At 33.3% G+C, this 23388-nt stretch carries 26 protein-coding genes and 1 pseudogene; 11 read left to right on the top strand and 16 right to left on the bottom strand.

Annotation, left to right across the window (positions count from 1 at the left end):
* Window positions 1-17: 17 nt before the first annotated feature.
* The 4 genes from CNQ82_RS01840 to CNQ82_RS01830 form a co-directional block, all read right to left on the bottom strand.
* Window positions 18-206 carry a hypothetical protein gene (locus CNQ82_RS01840; protein ID WP_123143828.1) on the bottom strand — a complete coding sequence of 63 codons (189 nt, stop codon included), beginning with the start codon at window positions 204-206 and terminating at the stop codon, window positions 18-20.
* 47 nt (window positions 207-253) lie between these two features.
* Complete coding sequence (locus CNQ82_RS13100) at window positions 254-430, bottom strand: hypothetical protein (RefSeq protein ID WP_164711927.1); 177 nt, start codon at window positions 428-430, stop codon at window positions 254-256.
* A 47-nt stretch (window positions 431-477) separates the two neighbouring features.
* Window positions 478-669 (bottom strand): hypothetical protein, encoded by a 192-nt coding sequence (locus CNQ82_RS01835; RefSeq protein WP_123143827.1) that lies wholly within the window; start codon window positions 667-669, stop codon window positions 478-480.
* A gap of 223 nt (window positions 670-892) precedes the next feature.
* Window positions 893-1168, bottom strand: a complete 276-nt coding sequence (locus CNQ82_RS01830) for a GNAT family N-acetyltransferase (protein WP_123143826.1) — start codon at window positions 1166-1168, stop codon at window positions 893-895.
* Between the two features lie 264 nt (window positions 1169-1432).
* Between CNQ82_RS01830 and CNQ82_RS01825 the strand changes: the two genes are divergently transcribed.
* Together CNQ82_RS01825 and trhO are read left to right on the top strand one after the other, a co-directional pair.
* Window positions 1433-1975 carry a hypothetical protein gene (locus CNQ82_RS01825; protein WP_123143825.1) on the top strand — a complete coding sequence of 181 codons (543 nt, stop codon included), beginning with the start codon at window positions 1433-1435 and terminating at the stop codon, window positions 1973-1975.
* A 402-nt stretch (window positions 1976-2377) separates the two neighbouring features.
* A complete protein-coding gene (trhO, locus tag CNQ82_RS01820) occupies window positions 2378-3331 on the top strand; it encodes an oxygen-dependent tRNA uridine(34) hydroxylase TrhO (RefSeq protein ID WP_123143824.1) in 954 nt (317 codons plus the stop codon).
* A 404-nt stretch (window positions 3332-3735) separates the two neighbouring features.
* Here trhO and CNQ82_RS01815 read toward each other — a convergent pair whose 3' ends face one another.
* The 6 genes from CNQ82_RS01815 to CNQ82_RS01790 form a co-directional block, all read right to left on the bottom strand.
* A complete protein-coding gene (locus tag CNQ82_RS01815) occupies window positions 3736-3873 on the bottom strand; it encodes a putative holin-like toxin (RefSeq protein WP_123143823.1) in 138 nt (45 codons plus the stop codon).
* Between the two features lie 284 nt (window positions 3874-4157).
* On the bottom strand, window positions 4158-5744 hold the full coding sequence (locus tag CNQ82_RS01810) for a BCCT family transporter (protein WP_123143822.1): 1587 nt from the start codon (window positions 5742-5744) through the stop codon (window positions 4158-4160).
* Between the two features lie 290 nt (window positions 5745-6034).
* Window positions 6035-7672, bottom strand: coding sequence for a hypothetical protein (locus CNQ82_RS01805; protein ID WP_123143821.1), 1638 nt, complete (start codon window positions 7670-7672; stop codon window positions 6035-6037).
* A gap of 65 nt (window positions 7673-7737) precedes the next feature.
* Window positions 7738-9180, bottom strand: coding sequence for a hypothetical protein (locus CNQ82_RS01800; RefSeq protein ID WP_123143820.1), 1443 nt, complete (start codon window positions 9178-9180; stop codon window positions 7738-7740).
* Between the two features lie 214 nt (window positions 9181-9394).
* Window positions 9395-9550, bottom strand: a complete 156-nt coding sequence (locus CNQ82_RS01795) for a hypothetical protein (protein ID WP_164711926.1) — start codon at window positions 9548-9550, stop codon at window positions 9395-9397.
* Window positions 9551-9616: 66 nt separating this feature from the next.
* On the bottom strand, window positions 9617-10573 hold the full coding sequence (locus CNQ82_RS01790; RefSeq protein WP_123143818.1) for a helix-turn-helix transcriptional regulator: 957 nt from the start codon (window positions 10571-10573) through the stop codon (window positions 9617-9619).
* Window positions 10574-10792: 219 nt separating this feature from the next.
* Here CNQ82_RS01790 and CNQ82_RS01785 point away from each other — a divergent pair, with 219 nt between their 5' ends.
* Window positions 10793-11158 (top strand): DUF4870 domain-containing protein, encoded by a 366-nt coding sequence (locus CNQ82_RS01785; protein ID WP_123143817.1) that lies wholly within the window; start codon window positions 10793-10795, stop codon window positions 11156-11158.
* Between the two features lie 64 nt (window positions 11159-11222).
* Here CNQ82_RS01785 and CNQ82_RS01780 read toward each other — a convergent pair whose 3' ends face one another.
* Window positions 11223-12170, bottom strand: coding sequence for a dynamin family protein (locus CNQ82_RS01780; protein WP_123143816.1), 948 nt, complete (start codon window positions 12168-12170; stop codon window positions 11223-11225).
* A 303-nt stretch (window positions 12171-12473) separates the two neighbouring features.
* Here CNQ82_RS01780 and CNQ82_RS13095 point away from each other — a divergent pair, with 303 nt between their 5' ends.
* Together CNQ82_RS13095 and CNQ82_RS01775 are read left to right on the top strand one after the other, a co-directional pair.
* Window positions 12474-12632, top strand: a complete 159-nt coding sequence (locus tag CNQ82_RS13095; protein WP_157738559.1) for a hypothetical protein — start codon at window positions 12474-12476, stop codon at window positions 12630-12632.
* Between the two features lie 167 nt (window positions 12633-12799).
* A complete protein-coding gene (locus CNQ82_RS01775; protein ID WP_123143815.1) occupies window positions 12800-13729 on the top strand; it encodes a mechanosensitive ion channel family protein in 930 nt (309 codons plus the stop codon).
* Between the two features lie 69 nt (window positions 13730-13798).
* On the opposite strand, the gene CNQ82_RS01770 is transcribed toward CNQ82_RS01775, so the two are convergent.
* Window positions 13799-14338: a DUF805 domain-containing protein gene (locus tag CNQ82_RS01770; RefSeq protein WP_123143814.1), complete on the bottom strand. Its 540-nt coding sequence runs from the start codon at window positions 14336-14338 to the stop codon at window positions 13799-13801.
* Between the two features lie 355 nt (window positions 14339-14693).
* Between CNQ82_RS01770 and CNQ82_RS01765 the strand changes: the two genes are divergently transcribed.
* The 6 genes from CNQ82_RS01765 to CNQ82_RS01740 are packed head-to-tail and all read left to right on the top strand — an operon-like array spanning window position 14694 to window position 19838.
* A complete protein-coding gene (locus CNQ82_RS01765) occupies window positions 14694-15488 on the top strand; it encodes an SDR family oxidoreductase (protein WP_123143813.1) in 795 nt (264 codons plus the stop codon).
* A 26-nt stretch (window positions 15489-15514) separates the two neighbouring features.
* Window positions 15515-17401, top strand: coding sequence for a BglG family transcription antiterminator (locus CNQ82_RS01760; RefSeq protein ID WP_123143812.1), 1887 nt, complete (start codon window positions 15515-15517; stop codon window positions 17399-17401).
* A 2-nt stretch (window positions 17402-17403) separates the two neighbouring features.
* Window positions 17404-17877, top strand: a complete 474-nt coding sequence (locus tag CNQ82_RS01755) for a transcriptional regulator GutM (RefSeq protein ID WP_123143811.1) — start codon at window positions 17404-17406, stop codon at window positions 17875-17877.
* The gene (gene srlA / locus CNQ82_RS01750) at window positions 17861-18412 is read left to right on the top strand and encodes a PTS glucitol/sorbitol transporter subunit IIC (protein ID WP_123143810.1); all 552 of its coding nucleotides are present in this window, start codon (window positions 17861-17863) and stop codon (window positions 18410-18412) included. Before CNQ82_RS01755 ends, srlA begins: the two co-directional genes overlap by 17 nt.
* Before the next feature lie 11 nt (window positions 18413-18423).
* The gene (gene srlE / locus CNQ82_RS01745) at window positions 18424-19443 is read left to right on the top strand and encodes a PTS glucitol/sorbitol transporter subunit IIB (protein WP_123143809.1); all 1020 of its coding nucleotides are present in this window, start codon (window positions 18424-18426) and stop codon (window positions 19441-19443) included.
* Between the two features lie 44 nt (window positions 19444-19487).
* A complete protein-coding gene (locus CNQ82_RS01740) occupies window positions 19488-19838 on the top strand; it encodes a PTS glucitol/sorbitol transporter subunit IIA (protein WP_123143808.1) in 351 nt (116 codons plus the stop codon).
* A gap of 193 nt (window positions 19839-20031) precedes the next feature.
* On the opposite strand, the pseudogene CNQ82_RS01735 reads toward CNQ82_RS01740, so the two are convergent.
* From CNQ82_RS01735 to CNQ82_RS01720, 4 genes and pseudogenes are all read right to left on the bottom strand, one after another.
* Window positions 20032-20772 (bottom strand): annotated as a pseudogene (locus CNQ82_RS01735) (restriction endonuclease subunit S); the annotation flags it as partial.
* A gap of 135 nt (window positions 20773-20907) precedes the next feature.
* A complete protein-coding gene (locus tag CNQ82_RS01730; RefSeq protein WP_123143806.1) occupies window positions 20908-21249 on the bottom strand; it encodes a hypothetical protein in 342 nt (113 codons plus the stop codon).
* Window positions 21242-22798, bottom strand: coding sequence for a type I restriction-modification system subunit M (locus CNQ82_RS01725; RefSeq protein WP_123143805.1), 1557 nt, complete (start codon window positions 22796-22798; stop codon window positions 21242-21244). Before CNQ82_RS01725 ends, CNQ82_RS01730 begins: the two co-directional genes overlap by 8 nt.
* A complete protein-coding gene (locus CNQ82_RS01720; protein ID WP_123143804.1) occupies window positions 22798-23379 on the bottom strand; it encodes a restriction endonuclease subunit S domain-containing protein in 582 nt (193 codons plus the stop codon). The genes CNQ82_RS01725 and CNQ82_RS01720 overlap by 1 nt, the downstream gene beginning before the upstream one ends.
* Window positions 23380-23388: the final 9 nt, after the last annotated feature.

Raw genomic sequence — 23388 nt, 5'->3', positions numbered from 1 at the left:
CATACAAGCTTGATCTTTCACTCTTTATAACTTTGTTTATAACCTTTAATGATTTCAGATACTAATACTCCGGCGGCTACTACTGCAAAAAGACTAATTACGGTAATCAGAAATAAGTGCGGTGTAAGATAGCTGTTCATTACTATCTCTAAAGCGATAAGTAAAAACACAATTGCAGACAGCACTGCGATTTTCATCGAATCCATTAGGTTAACCACCTTATACATGTTTTATTCTCTAAGCGAATCTGAAACTATTTCTTATTCTTCTTAACAACTTCCATTACGATTAGTACCACTAGAATTAACAGAATAACACTAATTACAATAACTACATATTTCGGTAATCCTATTGTAGCAACTAATATCATTTCTACGATAACTATGAAGCACATCAGTGCTACGTATATTAACATTTTTGGAACATTCATTTGGCAATCATCCAATCATCTGTTTATCTTTTAGTTGATTATACCCGTCATTTCTTTTTATCATCATTCTTTTTCTTCTTCTTGTTCCTCGGATTACCTATTTCAGTAAATATCGCAAGCGCTAAGGCCAAACCTAAGATATAGAGATAATTTACATCATCAAATACAAAGTATTCAAAGAGGAACATGATATCAAAATAGAACATAAATCTGATAATCATCGCTATTAATCTCTTCATGCATATTCTCTCCTTATACCCTTTATATCATAGATATTCCTATTTCTTAAAGAATCAGCTTTTATCATTACATCAGAGCAACGCTCACTCTTCCAGACTTCTTCAAGACAGACATGTAGAAATTGAACGTCATTTAAATCCACTTTAAAAATAAAACAAGCTGCCCCAGGACAATGCCATGTCCTAGAGCAGCTTGACTTTTTAGACTCCCTCAACACTCACCTTATGCTAAAACGTCTTGATATTCAGGTGTTTCATCAATCACTTTTTTCGCAAATGGACAAGAAGGAATAATTTTTAAATTGTTTTCTTTTGCGTATTCTACTACTCTTTTTACTAACTGTGTGCCAACACCTTGTCCTTCTAAATTGCTGCTGACGCCAGTGTGGTTAACATCAATTTTGTCTTCGCCTGCTGACACGAACGTAATCTCTGCTTCTGGTTGTTCTTCAGAATCTCCAATGTAAAATTTATTATTACCTTGTTTAATTTCTGCCATGTTTATCAACCTCGCTTTTAGATTTGTGACTATAAATTTTATACCACTTTAAGATAAGGATAAACATTTACACTTTAATTGTGCTTCGTTTCTATTTCTAACTATGGTTTGAGGGTATCTTTCGGGGATTTCGAACTCTCCAAGGCATTCTTTTTCAAAAAAGGGTTGAAAGCAGTGGAAATATTTATCTCAATTCTATAAAATTAGTATGGATAACGAAAGCAGCACCGAGACTAAACATCACTTTATAGGGAGTCGCTTCAAATGGGACAAACATTTAAAAGAATTGCAGCGGTTGTGGTAACAGCCTTATTAGTTACCGGCATCGCCTTCAGTGGCGTGATTGCGTATGAGAAGTATCAGAAGAGTGATCAAGCGAGTGCTCTGAAATATTATGAGAAGAAAGATAAGGATACTGACGATAAGAAGGCTAAAGAGGAAAAGCAGCGTTCTAAAAAGAAAACTGAAGCACCTGAGGTTGAAGAGCAAGCGCCTCAAGATAATACTCAGTATCAGCCTCAAGCTGAGCAACGTTCTTATTATGTCGCGCCGAAACAAGCGCCGGTGAAACAGGAACGTCCTAAAGCAGAGCAGCCGAAAAAGGTTGAGAAGTCGGAACCTGAACCACCGCAGCAAACGCAACCTAAACAGCAGCCTGCTCGTTCTGAAACGCAGCCTGCTCAAAATCAAGCACCGTCACAATCGCAGTCGCAAAATGCAGCATCAAATCAAACGCAAGCACCTGCTCAAAAAGCACAGCCTGCTCCGCAAAAGCCAGCTGAAAATTCCGGCTCTAGCGGTCATTAGTCTATCAGAAGAACCACTTTCAATTGTTGAAGTGGTTCTTTTTGTTGTTTCGCTATAGATACCTGTTCACCATTTATTTCCCTGGAAATAGTGTGGACAGTGGCTTGGAGTAAGATTATTTTTGCAGTAGTAATCGTAGTGTTTCTCATCTTACGCTATGCCAGTTATTTATTCGCTATTCGTAAGTTGCCTTAACCTGTGAATTTGAGCATGGAGCATTGCATCTTTTGTGTTTTTTGTTAAGATATGTTAGGAGAAAAATTTGCGAATTACATGGAAAAACGCTTGAATAACGAATGAAATCACATGGTAGAAGGCTCAAAATCAGTCTTCTGCATCATGAACGTCTGCCCTTTTTCCTTTACAATAAATTAAAAGAGAGAATATGAGGAGTATCAAATTATGGATTATAGAGTATTGTTATATTATAAATATGTCACAATTGACGACCCCGAAACTTTTGCAGCAGAACACTTAGAATTCTGTAAAGCACATCATTTAAAAGGCCGTATTTTAGTATCTACTGAAGGTATTAACGGCACTTTATCCGGCACTAAAGAAGATACAGATCAATATATTGCACACATGCGTGCAGACGAACGTTTCCAAGATATCACTTTCAAAATCGACGAAGCAGAAGAACATGCTTTCAAAAAAATGCATGTGCGTCCTAGAAAAGAAATCGTTGCGCTCGATTTAGACAATGATATCGATCCACGCGAAACAACAGGCAAATATTTATCACCTTCTGAATTCCGCGACGCTTTAGAAGATGACGAAACGATTGTTATTGATGCACGTAACGATTATGAATTCGACCTCGGCCACTTCCGTGGTGCCGTGCGTCCAAACATTACACGCTTCAGAGACCTACCCGACTGGATTAAAGAGAATAAGGACATGTTCATGGATAAGAAAATCGTCACTTATTGCACAGGCGGTATTCGTTGTGAAAAGTTCTCTGGTTTCCTTTTAAAAGAAGGCTTTGAAGATGTGGCCCAACTTGAAGGAGGCATTGCCACTTATGGTAAAGATCCTGAGACGAAAGGTGAACTTTGGGACGGCAAAATGTACGTGTTTGATGAACGTATCAGTGTCGATGTGAACCAAGTTGAAAAAACAGTCATTGGTAAAGAATGGTTCGATGGTACGCCATGCGAACGCTATATCAACTGCAGCAATCCTGAATGCAATAAACAAATCTTGGTTTCTGAAGAAAACGAACACCGTTATTTAGGCGCTTGCTGTAAAGAATGCGCTGAGCACGAACGTAACCGCTATGTTGCCAAACACAATATCAGCGATGAGGAAAAAGAAAGACGTTTAGAAAACTTTAAAGAGACCGTTCAACAATAAGAGGAGAAGCGGATGCATTTATAGGATGTGTCCGCTTTTTGTCATTTTTGAAATAATATTACACTTTTTAAATTGGTAGGATATAATATAAATAAGTGCCGTGCTGGTACACGACGCTTTCAAAGCCCGTTTAAAAGACGGCGACATGATTTTATAGTTAATTAAACCATCTCAATCATATCAAAGTTGTGAGATGGTTTATTTTTTCTGAACGCAGTATCAATTTTCTTCTAAAAAGCTTTCTCTTTATGTATTTGTGTGTACTTTTACTTTCTCTTATGCGATAATAAAGGCGTAAAGAAAAGCGCCGTGCGGACACACGACGCTTTCAGAGACCGTTTAAAAGACGGTGACATAATTTGATGAATTAAACCATCTTAGCTACGTCAAAGTTGTGAGATGGTTTATTTTTTATCTTTATCAGCGATATAAGTAATGATAAATATTAAGATTGTTATTTGCAGTTCACAAAAAGCAATCATGATACTTATTGTTTCATATACGCTCATTTGGCCTATCCTTTCTAAATTCAGTGATGCCATACGCACCACCTCCTTCAAAATAGATTTGCCACCATCTATTCAACTTTCTCTTGGAAATATTATATTATTTTCCTCTTGGCTTTTCATCATGACATAAAAAAATAAATCTTTTTAACTTGATATCATTCGACATTTGCATGTAAATAGCGACTGTATTTTTAATTTATACGTGTCTTTTGCATGCAATTTTTGATAATACTTAGATTTGTCAAATTTTAAAAAGAGGAGCGGCATGACGAAATAATTTCAATCAATACTCTTTCTGATCCGCTCCCTGACCTCTTCTACTTTTCCTTGCTCTCCCGTTCTCTTTTTTCCAAAGGGATGGAATAGTCGGTTTCATCTTCAATATAGCGCATTTGGAAGTGCTCGGTGGGTTCTCGACGCAGGGCGCGCATGATGGAGAAGATCATGAGCACTAGAATAATGGAGAATGGCAGACCGGTTACGAGCGAAGCGGTTTGCAGGCTGGTAAGACCTCCCGCAATGGTCATGGTTACGGAAATCGCACCAATCAACAGTCCCCAAATGACTTTGTGGCGCACTTTTGGATTATCGACGCCGCCTGTGGCCATACTGGCTACGATGTGTATGGTAGAGTCAGCACTGGTTACGATGAAAATAAAGATGAGCGCAATGGCCAGGATGCTGGTGATATCTGAAATTGGAAATTGTTGCAGCAACTCGAACAGTGCAACAGAATAATCCTTATCGACAATTTTCTCGATGCCAGTATTTTGAGTCAGCGCCACTTTCAATGCTGTGCCTCCAAAGCCGGCAATCCACGTAAATGAAATGAGCGGTGGAATAATCAGCACTCCGATAACGAATTCACGGATAGTACGGCCACGAGAAACGCGGGCCACAAATCCGCCGATAAATGGCGACCAAGCAATGACCCAAGCCCAGTAGAAGACGGTCCACTTCTGAATCCAACTGTTATTACCGGTATAAGGATTCACACGCAGACTGTATTCGACGAAATGACGCAGATAATCACCGATAGCGAGTGTGTAGGATTCTAGGACGAATTTCAAGTCGCCGAATATCAGAATAAAGATAAGTAAGACTGCCCCGAGACCGACGTTGATATTACTCAGCCATTTCACACCGCGATTCAGACCTGTGAGCGCAGAACCGAGGAAGATACATACCATGATGATCGTTATAGCCACTTTGGTAACGTTGGTATTCGGCAAGTTGAAGACGTGGTGCAAGCCACCTCCGATTTGCATAATACCGAGACCGATGGAAGTTGCGATACCCATGACTGTGGCGATAATAGCCAAGATGTCGATGAGATTACGCAGCGGTCGTTTGTAAGCCTCTCCGAATACCGGCTCCATTGCAGTCGAAATCAAACCGTTACGTTGCTTACGAAATTGGAAGTAAGCTACCGTCAAGCCAGACATCGCAAAGATTGACCATTGCGAAATCCCCCAATGGAAGAACGTGTATCCCATAGCCACACGTGCAGATTCCGCAGAGTGATCCGGCACTTTGCCTGGGAACGGCGAATGCAAATAATGCGTGAGCGGCTCTGCGACACCCCAGAAGACAATGCCGACACCCAGGCCAGCAGAGAACAACATACCGACCCACGAAACAAACGAGAATTCCGGTGCCTCATTGTCAGCGCCGAGCTTGAAGCGGCCATAACGCGAAACCGCCAACGCAATCAAGAACACATCCAACGCAAAGATAATCACCAAGAACAACCAACCAAACGAACCCGCAATCACATCATATGTACGCTGCGCATATCGTCCAAATAACTTTGGAAAAATACCCGCAATCAACGTCACAAACAAAATAATCGCGACCGAAGTATAATAAACAATATTTCTATGCTTCTCCCTTTTACTCTTCATAACAGAAAACATCATCCTATCTTTAATTTATTGGCTTCATGCTAAGACACTTACGTGAAAAAAGATCTGGGTGAGTTGGGTAATGCTTGTGAGAAAGTCTAGATGTAGATGGTGCAATGGTTGATAGCGAATTGTGTGGTGAGGTTTAAGTGTTTGGATATAATGTTGGATTGTGGAAGCGTTCTCTTAATTTAAACATAGATACGGAGATGGTGCAATTTGAGGTGGAGAAGCGGGAAAGAAAAAACATCGAGTCCGCGAGGGAGACGATGTATGGATATAACACATAATTACATAATTCTTCTACTATTGTTTAGTAATTCATTCCACTCTTTTTCTAAATCTTTTTCTAACTTTCTTAAATTAGCATGATACTGATAAACGTTAAGTGTTTCTTTAAAAGCAGCCAAACCAAATCTAGCCCATCCAACTATATTCATTCTAGAGAACATAACAACCAAATTTTGGCCTCCACCTGAACGAGCAAAAGCATCTATACCATCAACCATACATAGAGAACCGTGACCAACGAGTAGTAATCTGTCTATTTCTCTACTTCTATTAATTTTCAAAACATCTTTGACTGATCTCTTGTGATAGAAAATTTCTTTGATAGACCAAAATATTCTAATAAATATTTCGTTTAATGCGACGGGTATTGCTAAAGTAGTAGCAAATCTTAAATCGTAGCCGTCTTTAAATACTGTTTCAGCTATTTTAGCGAAAGTTACTGGAACCCCATTTTTATCTTTCACATTCGCTGTCATAAGTTGAGTTAAAGCGAAAAAAGGTGCCGGTATACCTGCTCCGATTTTATCAGCATGGCCCCTAGTGCCACTCGAACCTGCCACGTCAGAAAATAAATGTCCCAACCAATTTAGAAAGCCACATACAATTTTAGCTTTAAAATCTTTACCTTTTAGTTCAAATTTTCCATTTGGATTTTTAATGATTTTTATTTTACCGTTGTCTATTACAGTAGTTGTATCCATGAATTGATCTAATAAAGAGAAAAATAAACCTATTATATCGGGCTGATGAGCCAATGATTTAAGATGGTGATTTAGAGGGTTTAGTTTTATATCATCACTAGATAACCCCAAGTCTTTAGCATATCTCGCATCATAATTCACGCTAAATCTCTCTTCTAAATAACCTATGGCACCGCTTATAGAATCAAATTTTTTAGTTTTATTTTTTACCAAATTGCCATGTTTTTTATCATATTCATATATAAAGTCAGCAAACTTTTTTACTATGCCATCAAATCCTTGCTGAACTTTTTGATTTAAAGCAGAGTCTTGAAGATTATTTGTATTTTTACCTTTTATTTCACGGAATCTTCTTTTTTTCGCTTTTAAAGGTTCGCCTATAAAGAATACATCGATTAACCCACATAAAATTCCAGAAAGAGAAGCAAACATATAATCATACTTATCTAATTTCAAATCTTTCAAGCCATATTGATTATTAATGATATCTTCTATTTCTTTTAATTCTTCTTCCGTTAATAACTCTTTAAAAGGATCAGCATGCAAGTCTATCCAGTATTCATTAGCGTAATTTTTATTGTTTAATAAAAATACATCCCAATCATCATCAAATCCAACATAATCAAGTTGCTCAAATTGGGGTATGCTCGAACTTATCTCTTCTAGTTCCTTTGAGTTTAAAGTCATCGCTTCTTCTATGTCTTCCTCAGTGAAATTAATTTCATAATCATCTGGATTATTTTCCATGTCCTCGAATATTTCAATTAATTCATCTAATTCATCTGAGGTATTAAGCGATTCTTCATTTAACTTCTTAAGTTCTATCTCTAATTCTTTCATTCTTAAACTAAGCTTGTCTTGTTGATCAGCTTGAATATTATTCAAATGTGCTAAAAGTTCTAATTCTTCATCATCAACTCTATTTTTTTTAATCATAAGATTTTCTTCTTTCTAAATTTTTACTTTCTACATCAACAAATCAACATCTAATTTCTCATAAATTAATGAATTTTTTCTATTGTTCTATTTTCGTCGGGGACATTCATTAATGCACTTTCTTCTCCTAAATTCACCACATCATTTGCGACCCTTTTTTGACTTTTGCCTACTTTTTTCGCTATTCTAGCTAATTTTTTAACTTTTGCATCACTTATTTTGTTTTGTAAAATGGAATTAGCTAACTGTTCAATTAAGCTATTATTATCTTCTATTAAATACTGTAATTGTAATTGCTTATTTTTTACAATTTCTTTTAGCATTAGTTCTCTATGTTTATTGTTTTTTTGTTTATTTTTAGCTCCCATAATAGTTTGAAACCCTTTATATGATGCTATTCCAACAACTGCTATGGTTCCAATACCACCGAAAAGAGAGGAAATACCTAACAGACTCCCCATACCAAGCAATGAAAAACCTGAAGTTATTCCTGTTGCACTGACCCCTCCTGTTCCTGTAAGGAATAAAGCAGCAAGGGGAATACCTACTAAGCTTGCATTTGTATTTAAATCTTTATATTTTTTTGCTATCTCTTTATCATCTAGCTTATTAGTTAAAATATCCTGAGTTTGTTTGTAAGATATAATAAAAAATTCTACTTGATCATCTGTTATGCTATATTGATTAATTATTTTTGTTAAAAATTTATCTTCTTTCCAATATATATTTTCTTTTAACATAAATATTGAAATGATATCTTTAACCAATGATTTTATAAGTAATTCGAATTCCTCTTCATAACATGACTCTTCAAGATAACTTATTAATTCATCCGTACTTTGCATCTTTTCTTCGTTCATCATATACATTCTTAAAGGGATTCTAAAACTTTTATCAAGTTTAACTCTGACAACAAAGTTAATTATTTCGGCATATTCTTTGGAATCAATAATTTCGTCATCAAAAAATGCATAATTACAAAGTATTTTAATGTAAGCAAATTTTTCCTTATCATTCAAATCTTCAAGAGGAGTTATTTGGTTTTTTTCCGAAAAATTATTTTCAGTATTTTCATCTATAATTTCATTTACTAATTTAGCAAACAAACGAGCATCTACATAGTCGTATGAAATATCTGAAAATTCATATTTATTACCGTTTTTAAATTTAATAATATTATAAGGCAGTTCTTTATCTCTTTTTATTCTGTTTTCTATAACAACTTCTTCAATTTCTGAAAAATATATAGTAACCGGTTCTGTTAACATTTCTTTTATTACTATTTTTTCTCCGCTAAAATAGATTCCTTCTTTACCTCTTCCAGTAAGAGAAGTGTCAATTATACCTAATAGATATTCTTTTGATATAGATTTTTTCGTAACTTTTTCTGCATTTTCCAACACTTTTTCTGCTATATTAGGGGCAATATGCAGTTTTGTAACGTCGGCTTTTTTCGCTTGGTTTTTTATGTCATATAATTCTTCTTTAATTTTTTTAATATAATCCATTTCTTACTCCTACTTTCTATCTATTTAGAGGTACATTCTTTTAAATAAAACGCTTACTTATCATTCTAATTTTACTATATATCTTACTAAATTTAAGATAGTCATTATTTGTCTATCTCAATAATTTTAAAAATTATTTTTTGAACGTTGCCACGCTTTAAAGAAGGTATAAACAGAATAGCTCCCATCCTGCAGAAGCTATTCTTACTACATTCTAAACCCAAAAAAGCCGCTTGATTTTATTGAATATTTCTCGTAAATCATCTTCTATTTCGCGATAGACTTCTTGTTCATCTTCACTCTCGTCATATTCTATTACAAATATCATGTCGATTAATTTTCTCTTTTGTTCGTCGGTTAACTTGAACATGCATATCATCCTCTCACCTTGGATTACTTGTATCATACACATGTCCCCGGACGAATTTTGTCTATCTCAATATTGATCTATCATCTTTTGTAACTCGTCTAAATATAATTCTTTTACTGATTGTGGAGATAATACTTTCACTTTACTACCTTGAGAAAGCAGCCACATCACAATTCCATTACCAATTACTTCAATTTCTACTTCAAAGCGATTATTTTCGTAGTCTTTTTTCAGTAATTTTGCAGTTGGAAAACGGTCCATCACTGATTCAATAATTCCGTTGTTAAACTCGAATCTCACACATTGCCATTCTCCTCCATACATAAAGTAAATACGCTGCTTCAATTCCCCTTCTCTAAAATATGGAGAAACGGGCTCAGCAATTTGGCTTTTCGTACTCTCATATTCTAGAATTCGGTCCAAGCGGTAAATAATGACCTTTTCTTCCTCATTCACGCCCACTACGTAAAAGTAAAGCTCTGAAAAAGTAATGTACATCGGTTTAATGACATGATGCCTCACCTTGTTCATCGCATTTGAATAATCGAACGAAAGCGACTTTCCGTTTTGAATCATGAGGTTGATATCCCATATCTTATCTAATAGCGGTTCCTCATGAATCATTGGATGATAGTGTGTCATTTCAGAAAGAATTGCTTGTTCAATAACTTTACGGTCTTCTGGCTTCAAACGTTCAGTTAAATGCGCCACTGTATTATCTATTTCTTCTTTAGTAAGGCCCCTTGTGGCCATCAGCATCTTAATAATCGCTAGCACTTGTTTTTGATCTATATTTTGATTGCCAATGTTGATCATTTTAAAAGCATTAATTTGGCGATCATATTCTATTCTTAAATGTTCAGTCGCCTCATAACCACTAATAAACGTATTAAGGCCTGAGATATAGCGTTGAATGGTTCTGCTTGATTTATTATCAAAGTATTTACTAATTGTGGCTTTAGATAAATGCTCTCCATTTAAAAAGCGCAAATAAAGTTCGAGTAATTGTGTAGATTTTGTCATTTCCAACACCACCAATATCTATCTTTCATCAAATTATAACATTCTATTTATTGAAATTATTTTTAAGTTTACGTAAATACAAATAAACTACATAATATAGACAAAAATTGACTATCTATACATATACAATAAATATATGAGAAAATTGTTTTGAGCATTTTGTAGAGTATTAAACTTACTATTGCTAATTACAATTTATAAAAAGAAAGGATGAGAAAAATGGATTTCCAAAACGGTTCTGAAAATCCCCAAAGATTTCAAAATGTACCAAAAGATGATCGCACAATGGCAATGATATTATGGGTGTTAAGTTTTTTCACAAGTTTCATTGGTCCTTTAATTATTTGGTTGATGAAGAAAGATGAGTCTCCTTTTATTAATCAACAAGGAAAGAACTACTTTAACTATGCTATTAGTTATGCAATTTATGGCGTAGTTTCATATATTCTAACGCTTATTATTATTGGTATTATTCCTTTAATTGCTATTTGTATTGTAAGTCTTGTCTATACTATTTTGGCTATCATTGCTGTTAATAAAGGCGAAGACTACGTTGTTCCATTATCATTACCAATCATCAAATAATATGTCATAAACAAAGCAAGCCTTGGGACGGCTTGCTTTTCTTGTTGTATTATTCTGTTCTTTTTTAATTATTTCTCATCTTTTTAAACAACGTATCCATATTATCATCTATCTTCTTAAGAAATGCCTCATTTTCTAATTCCACTTCTGTTTTCAAAAGATTTTCTTTCATCAACAAAGCATAATGACAAGTGATTAACTTATAAGCTTCAGCTATTTCTGTTTGCAACTTATCGCACCCAAATAATATCTGATCTAATTGCTGCTTAACTGCTATCAAAGGATGGTCATCATTTTGCAAGCCCATAAAAAATAGATTTTCAGTAGTTTTAAGTGACAAATCCATTATAATAGCATCAATAGTTTCTTCCTCTTCTTCCGGGCGAATAAGATCTATTTTATTTACTATAAATAGGGTTTGGTCTTGATTTTGAACAAATTCCGCTTCTGCTTTGTGTTCAACTTGTTCTGCACTACTTAAAGAAACATGAGCAGTTGCTTCCTTGATTTTTGTATCAACAATTTCTTTTTGATTTTCACTGAGTGCTGTAATACTAGGTGTATCTACAACAACGACACCGTCTTTCAAAAATTTTGAGTCTAGAAAGATTTCCAAGTATTCAACTTCGCTTAAATCTTTTTCACTCAATCTATTTAATTTTTCATTATTGATTGTAGTTATTTCTCCATTTTTCAGATGAAGTTTTGTACCTTCAATCCCATGTGTAAAATTAGAATGTTTGATGTAAGTTATTACTTGTGTCGACTTTTTTGGTAAGATATTTTGATTCACAAGCTTGTTGATGAATGTATATTTCCCAACGCCGCTTTCTCCTGTTACCACAATTTCAAATTCTTTTCTCGAAAAGTTTTCTTTGATTTTTTCAACTTCAGAGATATTTTCTAGCGATTTTAATTCTGATTTATTTTGTTCCACATATTCCAATAAAACCTTAATGGCGCTTATAATTTCGTTTTTATCCTTAACGTACTCTTCTTTATAATCTTTCATGAATTTCCCCTCTATTTGCAAACTGCAAGATACTCATTCCAACTTAACATTCTGCCTGGTCAAATAATGTCCACGGGATGATATAAAATCATTAATAACCATAAATCGAATTTTAGTGACCAACTTAACATTATTCATAAACTCACATAACACTAATTAAAACTATTAGTGAGACAATATGTATAACAACAAATATTGTATAGACTTAATGCGTTCTTAAGATGGTCGAATTCTAAAATGAAACGTTTCTCACATCTTTCTCGTGCATAAAATAAACCTAATATGATTAAGGAGATGGACAGAATGCTTGGACTCGACAAATTTGAAATCGTATATAAAGGAAAACATTATGATAATCGACTCGCGCAAAGTATTGCGAAGAATTTATACTACTACGGTGTTAAACATAATCCTAAAATTTTCGACATCAAGGACTTAAAAATCAATAGAATCATTTATTAATGAAAAAAAGCACTTCCTCGATTCATTTGAGGGAGTGTTTTTTCATTAATTTCTTAGCTTATACACCAAGAGGATTATTTTGTATAATATTTCACCATCTGATATACTTCGTTTAATTGTAAATTGCATGTTTCTATCCCAACATCTGCAGAAAGGAGCATATCAGTATGGACGAACAAATTAAGCATTTCATCCACTCGTTATTTAAAAATATCGAAAGCAGCGTCAATGATCCGTCGAATCTTTCTCATAAAGTTATTTTCACCGTCTTAATTATTTTAATTTCCATTTGGATACATCTCATTATCCAACGTTTTTTAAAGAAGTATGCCTCTGACCTTAAGATTTATCGGTTTTTACGTAAATCTATTAAGAACAGTATCATCGTCATTGCGATTATCTTGCTATCCGCTACTTGGATTAATGCGATGAATTCATTAATGGTAATTGTCTTGCTATTTGCGGCACTCGTAGTTTTTTCGGTAAAGAAGTTAGCTGTAGAACTTGTGGCATGGGTGCTTCTATTAAATAAGCGGCTCTTTCGCTTGTATGACCGAGTAGAAATAGATGGGCATATTGGGGATGTGATTAAAATCTCGCCACTGCATTTTAAATTAGCTGAACGTGCAGCCGGGCTATCAACCGAGTCGCCTACTGGGAAAGTCATTAATATTCCGAACCATGTATTGCTGGAAAAGTCACTGATCAATTATGCAAACTTGACTCAGATTAATTGGCACGAAGTCAATTATCATTTGACCGTGGATAGCGATTGGCAAAGTGCGAAACGCGTATGCGATAAAGTGGTGGCTGACTATGTTGAGGAATTTAAAGGAAACTATTCAGTGGAAAAATTGAGTGAGATAGAAGCGGAAATCTCTCTCTTCAAAGGCTCTCTCGAAGCCAAAACTAAGCTACTCGTAGAGAACGATATGATTATTATAAGTTGCTACTTCCCCGCTTACTACTCGGATGGAAGTACCGTTAAATCTGATTTGAATGAAAAAATATTACCGTATCTGACAAGAGATAATAATATTGAACTCATTGGAGAAAAAATACGATTGGATATTTTGGAGTGGCCGAAAGAGAAATGATTGTATTGTATAAATAGAAGAACCATCTCATTTTGTTATGAGACGGTTCTTTATTATTTTTCCACTAAACTATTCAAGTGTTTTTGAAAATGGAGTAACTTTAGATTTTTCTTCTAAGGGTTTATTAATCATTATATTTTTGCGATATTTATTTTTTTCAATCTTACTTGGAAATAAAGTAATTACAAAGATGTATATTCCTAAGCCCATAGTGACAGGGATAAAAGAAACATGACAAATCAATAAGAAAAATGATAAAAAACTAACATTATCTGTTCCAAATTGATTAAATGTTAAATCAGGTAAATAGGGTATTGTCATTGACATCACTATAAATAGTATCGGTAGCAGCATAGACTTTCCATTATCGTGAAATCTTCTAATGAGCAATGTTAACATAGGAATAAATAAAACTCCACCAAATATCAGCGATATCCCTGTCGAAAAAGTAATAAAACCAAATAAACCTACTAACATAACTGGTATCGTTAAAATGGCTAACCAAGCTATGGTATACCAATACTCTCTTCTTGTTGTACACCCTTTAAAATTAAAATAATTTTTCCAAAATAACCCAAAACACTGAGCAAAACTTGCTTGTTCTTTCATGTTGCACCTTCTTCTTTTTATTTAGTTTCAAATTTTATAATTTGATTATACTTAAAATGTATTAATAATATCAGTGCCTTTTGCATATATAATTAACTCTTTAAAAGAAATACGTTCCTTTTTCTTATATATTATACAAATTACAAATCATTATTCTTTCTACTTTCAAAAATTACTAATATTACGTTGCAATATGCATGTTAAAATTAAATTTGCTGATAAAGAAAATAAGACCTCTCTTTAAACACTATTAATTAATGCACTCAATTTCTTCAATCCTCACATAAAGGTGAATTAATTATGAAAGCGCTTTATTTTAAGATGTAATTAAAGAAATTAATTGGAGGTCAGTCATATGTCAAATTGGTTAGAAATTGAAGATAAAGTAATTATAGTAACAGGCGGAAGTTCAGGAATTGGAAACGTCATTGTAAAAGAGCTGCTAGATAACGGAGCCGTAGTTTATAACGCAGATATTAATGGTAGTGATTTGTCTCATAATAACTATCATTTTATCCAAACAGATGTAACCAACAAAGAAAATGTTTCAAAAACTGTAAAAAAAGTCATTCAAAACGAGAACAAAATCGATGTTCTAGTGAATAATGCAGGTATCAATTTACCACGATTACTAACTGATTCTAAAAAAGAAAAACCTGAATACGAAATAAACGAAAAAGATTTAGATTTAATGTTTGCTGTAAATTTAAAAGGGCCAATTTGGTTTAGCCAATCAGTTGCTGAACATTTCATTGAAAACAACTCAGGCACTATTATCAATGTTTCAAGTGAGGCAGGACAAGAAGGTTCAGAAGGACAAAGTCTATACTCTGGAACAAAAGCTGCACTCATTGGCTTAACAAGAAGCTGGGCAAAAGAATTAGGAAAATTCAATATCAACGTAGTAGCTATTGCCCCAGGAATAATTGAAGAAACAGGTTTAAGAACTCCAGAATACGAAAATGCTTTAGCCTATAGCAGAAATACCACAGTAGAAAAATTAAACGGGGATTATTCTAAGTCTATTCCTTTAAGAAGAGTAGGAAAATTAACCGACATTGCTGATTTAGTTTGCTATTTAAGCTCAAACAAATCAAGTTATATCACTGGAACTACTATTAATATTTCAGGCGGTAAATCAAGAGGTTAATCCCCAATAAATAGAGGGGGTATAATATGCCGCTAAGTTCAAAACACCTTAAATTGATTAAACTTTTATTAAAATCGAATTTACCAATGGATAAAGTTGCCATTGAATTAGAGATATCAGAAAAAACAATTACAAATTATATTAAACAAATCAATCGAGAATTCGAGGGTGTTTTTTCTATTAGAAAAAGAGATTCTCTTTTAGTTCTAACTATTATGGATGATCAAAAATTTTGGAGCGAATTAAATAATAATAACTTTTTAAATAATGATACTGAAAGTATTTTGACAAACCGTTTAGGAAAATTGTTCTATGAGTTAATCACAAACGATATCTCTCTTATTGATGACTTGAGTGAAAAACTATATTTAAGCAGAACTGCACTTAATACATTAATAAAAGAACTTAAAGAAAAAATAAAAGACTACAATTTACAAATCATAGGAAAACCCAATGTTGGCATTTCCCTAAAAGGAAAAGAAATTTATATTAGAAAGTTTACAATAGAAAAGTTACCGGGAATTCTCAAAGAGGAAGAATTACCTCAACTTTTACACGAAGAGTTAGAGACTCTCAGAAACAATATGAACCTAGACTACCAAACTTTTTTCAATCTATTAAATGCAATAAAAGTTACATTACTTAGACTAAATAATCATAAATTTATTGAAAAAGATAGCTTTAAAAAAACTGATACTACTATTTTTAAATCCAATGAATTTAATGTTCTGAGTTTTCTAAATACGTATATATCCCAATATTATGTAAATAGTAATTCAAATTATGAACTCCTACTTATAGCTGCTCAACTTTTAGGAAGAAGAGCATCACTAATGGAAGAAATAATTAATGAATCAGATGAAAAACTCATTATGCAAATAATCAATAAGACCATAAAAGATGTTAAAAAGTATTTCGATATTCAGATAGATAAAGATTTATTTAACAAAGATATTAAACTTCACATCAAACACCTTATTAATAGATTGATCTTTAATATTAAGTTAGAAAATAATGTTTCTGCTGAAATGGATAATCAATTTCCATTTGCCTTTGAACTTTCAAAAATTTTAGGTGATAACATCACTGAATATACAGGTTTATCTATTTCAAAACCTGAACTAGGATTCTTAACAATCTACTTCAGTGTTTATCTAGAACAATTAGAACAACGATTTTCAGATATGAAAAATATAGGGATTTATACAGATGGCGGATTAAGTACTATCAAATTACTTTCTAGTTATTTATATAAAATATTTGGAAAAGATATATCCATTGAAGTTATTGAGAAAGTTGATTTGAGTATCGTAGAATCCGAATACGATTTTATTATTACTACTCAACCACTAAATCGCTTATTCAATAAAATTTTATATATTGATAATGTCTTTAATGAAAAACAATTCAAATTACGTATTGAACAATTTTTGATTTATAAAAATATTAACAATAAAGAAGTCTTTAATAGAAGCGTAATTTTAGATTTTATTAATGAACGTGACTTTTATCATTTATCAGACATCGACAACTATTATTCAGTTATTCAGTTTTTAGCTTCAGAAATGATTAATGAAAAGCGCGTGAATAGTAAATTCGGCGAAACAATTATTGAGCGTGAGAAATTAAAATCTACAGTAAATAAAGCTGTTGGTTTTCCTCACGCTACCCATTCAATGGGAGGAATTCAAATCAAAGTAGCTTTATTGGATAAACCAGTCAAAAATTATCCTGAATTAAAAATTGTTATATTAATTGCTACTCCAAAAACTATAAATAATGAAGCTTTATTAATCAGAATCTACGAAGAAGTATTAAGTATTACAAAGAATACGTATTTAACAAAGAAAATCACAAGTCATACTGATTTTGAGGATTTTGTATATTTATTAAACGAAGAAATGAGGGATTAACCATGTTTATTATTATGTTAATTATTTTAGCTGCTGTTGGTTTTGTAATTCAATACGGCTTAGGATTTTTACAGATCAAACATTTTACCAAGCATTATACAGAATTACGTTCTAAAGGCAGAGTAGCAATCGGAAGACGTCCCTCTATCTTCAAAGCTGGAACACTTGTTTTATTGCAACTCAATAATAAAAACGAAATAGAAGATGCACGCTATATGCAAGGGGTTACTGTTTTTTCTAAAATTAAAAAACTTAAAGGCCTAGAGGGCAAAAAAATTAAAAAGCTTAAAGATACAGATTTAACTAATTACAATAAATTACTAATTAAAGCTATATTAGATGCCCAACACACATTCAATGTTATTCAAAATGGTGGCACAATCGAAAAAATACCTTCTCCTATTATGAAGGTAGTAAATAAAGTAAATCGTTTATTCAAAAACGAAAGGGGATTAAAAAATGGATTACATCGTTAAATTCGCTGAAGGTTTTATCAAATTATTCCAAACAGGAGCAGACACATTTATTGACTGGATGGGTTCTATTGTGCCTTTAGTGTTAATGTTATTAATTGCTATGAATACGTTAATCCAATTAATTGGTGAAGAACGTATTAATGCTATTGCTACAAAGTCATCTAGAAACCCACTAATGAGATATTTAGTTTTACCATTTTTAGGATCATTTATGTTAGCTAATCCAATGGTTCACTCATTAGGAAGATTCATGCCTGAAAAATACAAACCAAGCTATTTTGCTTCTGCTGCGCAATTCGCACATACAAGTAATGGTATTTTCCCACATATCAACCCGGCCGAATTATTTATTTTCTTAGGAATCGCTCATGGTATTGAAAAGTTAGGGTTACCAACAGCAGATTTAGCTGTTCGTTACTTACTTGTTGGTTTAGTTATGAACTTCATTGGCGGTTGGATTACAGACTTTACAACAAGCTATGTAGAAAAACAACAAAACGTAAAATTGAGTACTGAAGTTAAAATGGAAGGATAAGGTGAGCTACTATGAATGAAAAAGTTAAAATTGTAAAAGGTTCTGGTGGTTTTGGAGGACCATTAACTATTGGAGTATCCGGCGAAAAAAATAAACTTGTTTATATCACTGGTGGCCATCGTCCTGAAATTGTAGACAAAATTGCTGATATTACAGGTGCAGAAACTGTCAACGGCTTCGAAACCTCTGTTCCTGAAGAAGAAATCATGGCAGTAATTATTGATTGCGGTGGAACGTTAAGATGTGGTATTTATCCTAAAAAAGGAATTCCAACAATCAATATTATGGCAACAGGAAAAAGTGGTCCTTTAAGACAATATATTACTGAAGATATTTATGTTTCTAACGTAGGGGTTGAACAAGTTTCTCCAGTTTCTGAAGAATCTACAGAGAACGATGATGCAATTGTTGCTACGAAAGAGTCAGATAAAAAAGAAAATGAAAGCACACCTAAATACTCTAAAGATAAAAAAATCATGGAAACACGTGCTGAACAAGAAAATAAAAGTATATTAACAAAAATCGGTTTAGCAGCAGGTAAGGTTATTAATACATTTTACCAAGCTGCTAGAGATGCAGTAGAAACTATGCTCTTTACTGTTATTCCATTCATGGGATTTGTAGCACTATTAATTGGAATTATTCAAGGATCCGGTATAGGAGATTTGTTCGCTAAAGTAATGTCACCATTAGCAGGAAATATTTGGGGATTAATGGCAATCGGCTTTATTTGTTCCTTGCCTTTCTTAAGCCCATTACTAGGGCCTGGCGGAGTAATCGGGCAAGTACTAGGAACACTAATCGGCGTTGAAATCGGAAAAGGAAATATCCCGCCTAACTTAGCTTTACCTGCTTTATTTGCAATCAATACACAGAATGCGGCCGACTTTATTCCTGTTGGTTTAGGATTGGCAGAAGCAGAAACAAAAACAATTGAAGTAGGTGTACCTTCCGTTCTCTATTCAAGATTTTTAAATGGTGTACCTAGGGTATTCGTTGCTTGGTTAGCAAGTTTCGGATTATATAAATAATTACTTGCTCAAAATAAATAAAAAGATATAAAGGAGTCATAATTATGTACCAAACTGAAGTTATTAATTTAGGACAAGATGCAAATGCATTTGCTGAAGAAAAAATGGTAATTCTATTCGGCAGTAACGCCCCAGCAGAATTAGAAGATTATTGTTATATTATTAACGTTAATCCTGTTGAAGAAGATATTACAGAAACAAATAAATTAATTATTGATGATCAAACTTTTGAGATTACTAAAGTTGGTAATGCAGTAAATAAAAATTTAAATAACTTAGGTCATATTACATTGAAATTTGATGGTAGTACAGAAGCGGAACAATCAGGAACATTATATTTAGAAGATACAGAAATTCCTAATATAGATGTCGGAAGCAAAATAACAATAAAATAATCCAAAAAATGACTCATTTAAAGAACTAAATGAGTCATTTTTTTATTAATATTAAATACCTAGACATTTATATTAACACTCTTTTTTAGTCTGTATATTACCAGCAAATTATAGCCAAATTCTAATTATATAAAAAATGTTTTTAGATGTGATATCCTTATATTTTATTTATATAATAGACCGTTACCAAAAGTTATATATACATCTTCTGTAAAAAGCTCTTCTTCTGGTCTTCTAACAATTCTAATTTTTTCTCTTCAAGTTCAATTTGTTGATCTAACTTTTCGAAAAAAGTTCCGATTTTTCTTTGTTCATTTAGGAAAGGTAATTTTAATATGATATTGAAAAATTCATTATCACTAATGTTAAGTAATCCATCCATACGTGCAGTAGAAGTAATTTTAGTTCTTAATTGTTTGTCTAAAATTTTACTATGAAAATATTTTTCTAGATAATTTTCATCAACATTGTCTAAAGCACGAAAACTTTTATACACATTTGGAACTAACGCTTTCTCAATAGGCAATTTATAAACTATTCCATATTTGGCAACTTTAGAATTTCCTTTATTGTATGATAAGTCTCCCCGTCTTAACTCTGTATATTTTTTTAAGCTATTTCCAGCAATCACTTGTGAAAAACGCTCTTCTTGGTTAAGCCATCCTCTTTTAGCTGAGATAGTCATAACAGGTAAATCAGTATCTTGATTATTCCCTTTTAATAATTTTACAACTTCTCCCAACTTCTTCTCTTCCCACTCTGGATAATCATTTCCATTCTCATCTTTAAATCGCAATTCTTGAGAGAATATCTTTTGCATATAGCCCTTCTTCTGTTCTTCTAATAATGCTAATTTCTTCTCTTCCAGTTCAATTTGTCGATCTAACTTACTGAAAAAAGTTCCAATTTTTTGTTGTTCACTTAACAATGGGAAATTAATTTTAAATGAAGAAAAGTCTTTAAAACTTATTGATTTACCATCTCTAATACCATAAATCATAGAATCTAATTTTTTTATGAATTTTTCTCTTTTAAAAAATATTTAAAAAATTCTTCGTTTATATTCACATTATTTTTTTCTTAATACAGTATACGCCGGACTTACTAAACCTAATAAACTGTTGTATTCAAACCCACCCTGAAATGAACGTAGACTAATAATAAAGTCACCTGGTAAAGTTTTTTTATAATTTTTCAAGCTCTCAGTTTTAAATTGTATATTTTTATCCAACTCCTCACGTAATACCATTCCTCTATCTTGAGTTGCTGATAAAGGTGCTAGATTTCCATCATGATTTTTATCGGAAATTGTTGAAAATAATTCATCAGTTCTTTTCTCCTCCCACTCTCCACTAAACTCTGGAAAGCGTAATTCAGGAACGTTTCTCTTTTGTTGTTTATCCTCACTCATTCTTATACACTCCCAATTCTTTAAGATAACCGTTGATTTCTTCTTCAAGTTGGGCAATTTCTTTATCGATGTTGGCAATATCTTTTTGAACTTGATCTAAATCAACTGGTTCTTCTTCTTCGAAAGTATCGACGTATCGTGGAATGTTTAGGTTATAGTCATTTTCTTCGATTTCTTCTAGTGATGCTTTGTGACTGAACTTCTCTATTTCTTCTCTATTTCGGTAAGTTTCAACAATTTTATCGACGTCTTCATCTGTTAAATGGTTTTGGTTTTTACCTTTTTCAAATGATTGAGAAGCATCAATAAATAGTACATCATCGTCTGCTTTACGGCATTTTTTAAACACCAAGATAGAAGTTGGGATACTTGTTCCAAAGAATAAGTTTGCTGGCAATCCGATAATCGCATCTAAATAATTCTTCTCTTCAATTAAATAACGACGAATGATGCCTTCAGCTGCACCGCGGAATAACACACCATGCGGTAAGACGACTGCCATTGTTCCGTTATCATCTAAGTGATATATCATATGTTGAATAAATGCAAAGTCGGCTTTAGATTTAGGCGCTAATTTACCGTAACTGCTGAAACGCTCATCATCCATAAAGCGTTTATCCGCACTCCATTTTGCACTGTAAGGAGGGTTCGCAACTACCGCTTCAAACTTCTCTTCTCCCGCAGCCGGATCTTCCAACGTATCTCCATTTTCGATTTGAAAGCGTGAATAATTCACATCATGCAATAACATATTCATACGTGCCAAGTTATATGTCGTACTGTTATACTCTTGTCCATAATAATTACGTACTTTCGCTTCACGACCTACACGTAGCAACAAGGAACCTGAACCACAAGTCGGGTCATATACACTACGCAGGTCAGTCTTACCTGCCGTTACAATCTTAGCCAAAATCTTAGACACCTGTTGCGGTGTATAGAACTCCCCTGCTTTCTTACCAGCAGTAGCCGCAAATTGACCGATTAAATATTCATACGCATCACCTAACATATCAATTTCGATATCGTCTTGAACAAATGGCAATGCCGCAATATTATTCATGACTTTCGAAATTAATTTTGTACGTGCTGCATTCGTATTACCTAAACGTGATGAATTCAAGTCCATGTCATCAAACAAGTTGATAAAGTCATCTTCACTATCTTCGCCACGTGTAGAAGCTTCAATTTTATTAATCGCTTCATACAACTCTTCAATTTCAAATGTTTGATTGCTAATCTTTTCGACGAAGGTACTGAATAGATATTTCGGTTCTACTACAAATCCAATACGATCAATTAATTCCTTTTCAATCGCTGCTCTATAATCAGCGTCTGCCCAGGCTTCTTCATATGTAAGGTTATCTTCGCGTAGTAAGAATTCTACTTGTTCCTCTGTTTTCTCAGATAAGAAACGGTAGAAAATTAATCCTAAAATGTAGTTTCTAAATTCACTTGCATCCATATTTCCGCGTAAATCATTCGCAATATCCCATAATTTCTTTTGTAACTCAGCTTGTTGCTTACGTTGCTTTTCAGTTGTTGACATTAATGTTCCTCCCTAAGTAATGTTTCCTTTAAATATAAATCCATTAACGCTTCACGTTTTTGTTTTAAATACTTTAATTGTCGGCGTTTCTTTGCAATCTTACCGATAATCCTTTGTCTCTCTATCGACGGCAAAGTCATTTGCATCTGTTGTAGTTGTTTCGTGGTAATCTTCTTAACCAGACTGCCGCCTTGCTTAAATTGATGTAGCTGAGCTAAAGCTTCCGGCGCCTCATTAAACCAATACACAAAGTATTCTGGATCAATCTTATTTGTATCAATATCAATTCTCGTATAGTTATAAGGTAAAAGCGCACCTGAATGAGTGGAGCCAATGAGAGAACATTCTCCATTCATCATATTCACGACGACTTGATTTTGATAAACATAACTCGCTTTGTTATCGTCCTTTAAAAATAGCGTCGTCGGTTGATGTTGTTGTGATTGATAGTAACCTAAATCTTCATTCATCATGGTTTGGTCATATACTTGATAAGCCTTACCTTGTACTTTATCTACGGTTTCTAGTCTATTTAATAAAGAGCCGCTTTGATAACTTTTGATAAATTTAATTACAGACACCTCGCTTTC

The sequence above is a fragment of the Staphylococcus debuckii genome (assembly GCF_003718735.1).
Classification (GTDB): Bacteria; Bacillota; Bacilli; order Staphylococcales; family Staphylococcaceae; genus Staphylococcus; species Staphylococcus debuckii.
Note: the sequence above shows the minus strand (reverse complement) of the source record. Positions and strands in the feature narration are given on the sequence as shown.

Bases quoted from the DNA above. Each gene is read 5' to 3' on its own strand.
- CNQ82_RS01840 (WP_123143828.1), bottom strand. From the start codon at position 206: ATGGATTCGATGAAAATCGCAGTGCTGTCTGCAATTGTGTTTTTACTT.
- CNQ82_RS13100 (WP_164711927.1), bottom strand. From the start codon at position 430: ATGAATGTTCCAAAAATGTTAATATACGTAGCACTGATGTGCTTCATA.
- CNQ82_RS01835 (WP_123143827.1), bottom strand. From the start codon at position 669: ATGAAGAGATTAATAGCGATGATTATCAGATTTATGTTCTATTTTGAT.
- CNQ82_RS01830 (WP_123143826.1), bottom strand. From the start codon at position 1,168: ATGGCAGAAATTAAACAAGGTAATAATAAATTTTACATTGGAGATTCT.
- CNQ82_RS01825 (WP_123143825.1), top strand. From the start codon at position 1,433: ATGGGACAAACATTTAAAAGAATTGCAGCGGTTGTGGTAACAGCCTTA.
- trhO (WP_123143824.1), top strand. From the start codon at position 2,378: ATGGATTATAGAGTATTGTTATATTATAAATATGTCACAATTGACGAC.
- CNQ82_RS01815 (WP_123143823.1), bottom strand. From the start codon at position 3,873: ATGGCATCACTGAATTTAGAAAGGATAGGCCAAATGAGCGTATATGAA.
- CNQ82_RS01810 (WP_123143822.1), bottom strand. From the start codon at position 5,744: ATGAAGAGTAAAAGGGAGAAGCATAGAAATATTGTTTATTATACTTCG.
- CNQ82_RS01805 (WP_123143821.1), bottom strand. From the start codon at position 7,672: ATGATTAAAAAAAATAGAGTTGATGATGAAGAATTAGAACTTTTAGCA.
- CNQ82_RS01800 (WP_123143820.1), bottom strand. From the start codon at position 9,180: ATGGATTATATTAAAAAAATTAAAGAAGAATTATATGACATAAAAAAC.
- CNQ82_RS01795 (WP_164711926.1), bottom strand. From the start codon at position 9,550: ATGTTCAAGTTAACCGACGAACAAAAGAGAAAATTAATCGACATGATA.
- CNQ82_RS01790 (WP_123143818.1), bottom strand. From the start codon at position 10,573: ATGACAAAATCTACACAATTACTCGAACTTTATTTGCGCTTTTTAAAT.
- CNQ82_RS01785 (WP_123143817.1), top strand. From the start codon at position 10,793: ATGGATTTCCAAAACGGTTCTGAAAATCCCCAAAGATTTCAAAATGTA.
- CNQ82_RS01780 (WP_123143816.1), bottom strand. From the start codon at position 12,170: ATGAAAGATTATAAAGAAGAGTACGTTAAGGATAAAAACGAAATTATA.
- CNQ82_RS13095 (WP_157738559.1), top strand. From the start codon at position 12,474: ATGCTTGGACTCGACAAATTTGAAATCGTATATAAAGGAAAACATTAT.
- CNQ82_RS01775 (WP_123143815.1), top strand. From the start codon at position 12,800: ATGGACGAACAAATTAAGCATTTCATCCACTCGTTATTTAAAAATATC.
- CNQ82_RS01770 (WP_123143814.1), bottom strand. From the start codon at position 14,338: ATGAAAGAACAAGCAAGTTTTGCTCAGTGTTTTGGGTTATTTTGGAAA.
- CNQ82_RS01765 (WP_123143813.1), top strand. From the start codon at position 14,694: ATGTCAAATTGGTTAGAAATTGAAGATAAAGTAATTATAGTAACAGGC.
- CNQ82_RS01760 (WP_123143812.1), top strand. From the start codon at position 15,515: ATGCCGCTAAGTTCAAAACACCTTAAATTGATTAAACTTTTATTAAAA.
- CNQ82_RS01755 (WP_123143811.1), top strand. From the start codon at position 17,404: ATGTTTATTATTATGTTAATTATTTTAGCTGCTGTTGGTTTTGTAATT.
- srlA (WP_123143810.1), top strand. From the start codon at position 17,861: ATGGATTACATCGTTAAATTCGCTGAAGGTTTTATCAAATTATTCCAA.
- srlE (WP_123143809.1), top strand. From the start codon at position 18,424: ATGAATGAAAAAGTTAAAATTGTAAAAGGTTCTGGTGGTTTTGGAGGA.
- CNQ82_RS01740 (WP_123143808.1), top strand. From the start codon at position 19,488: ATGTACCAAACTGAAGTTATTAATTTAGGACAAGATGCAAATGCATTT.
- CNQ82_RS01730 (WP_123143806.1), bottom strand. From the start codon at position 21,249: ATGAGTGAGGATAAACAACAAAAGAGAAACGTTCCTGAATTACGCTTT.
- CNQ82_RS01725 (WP_123143805.1), bottom strand. From the start codon at position 22,798: ATGTCAACAACTGAAAAGCAACGTAAGCAACAAGCTGAGTTACAAAAG.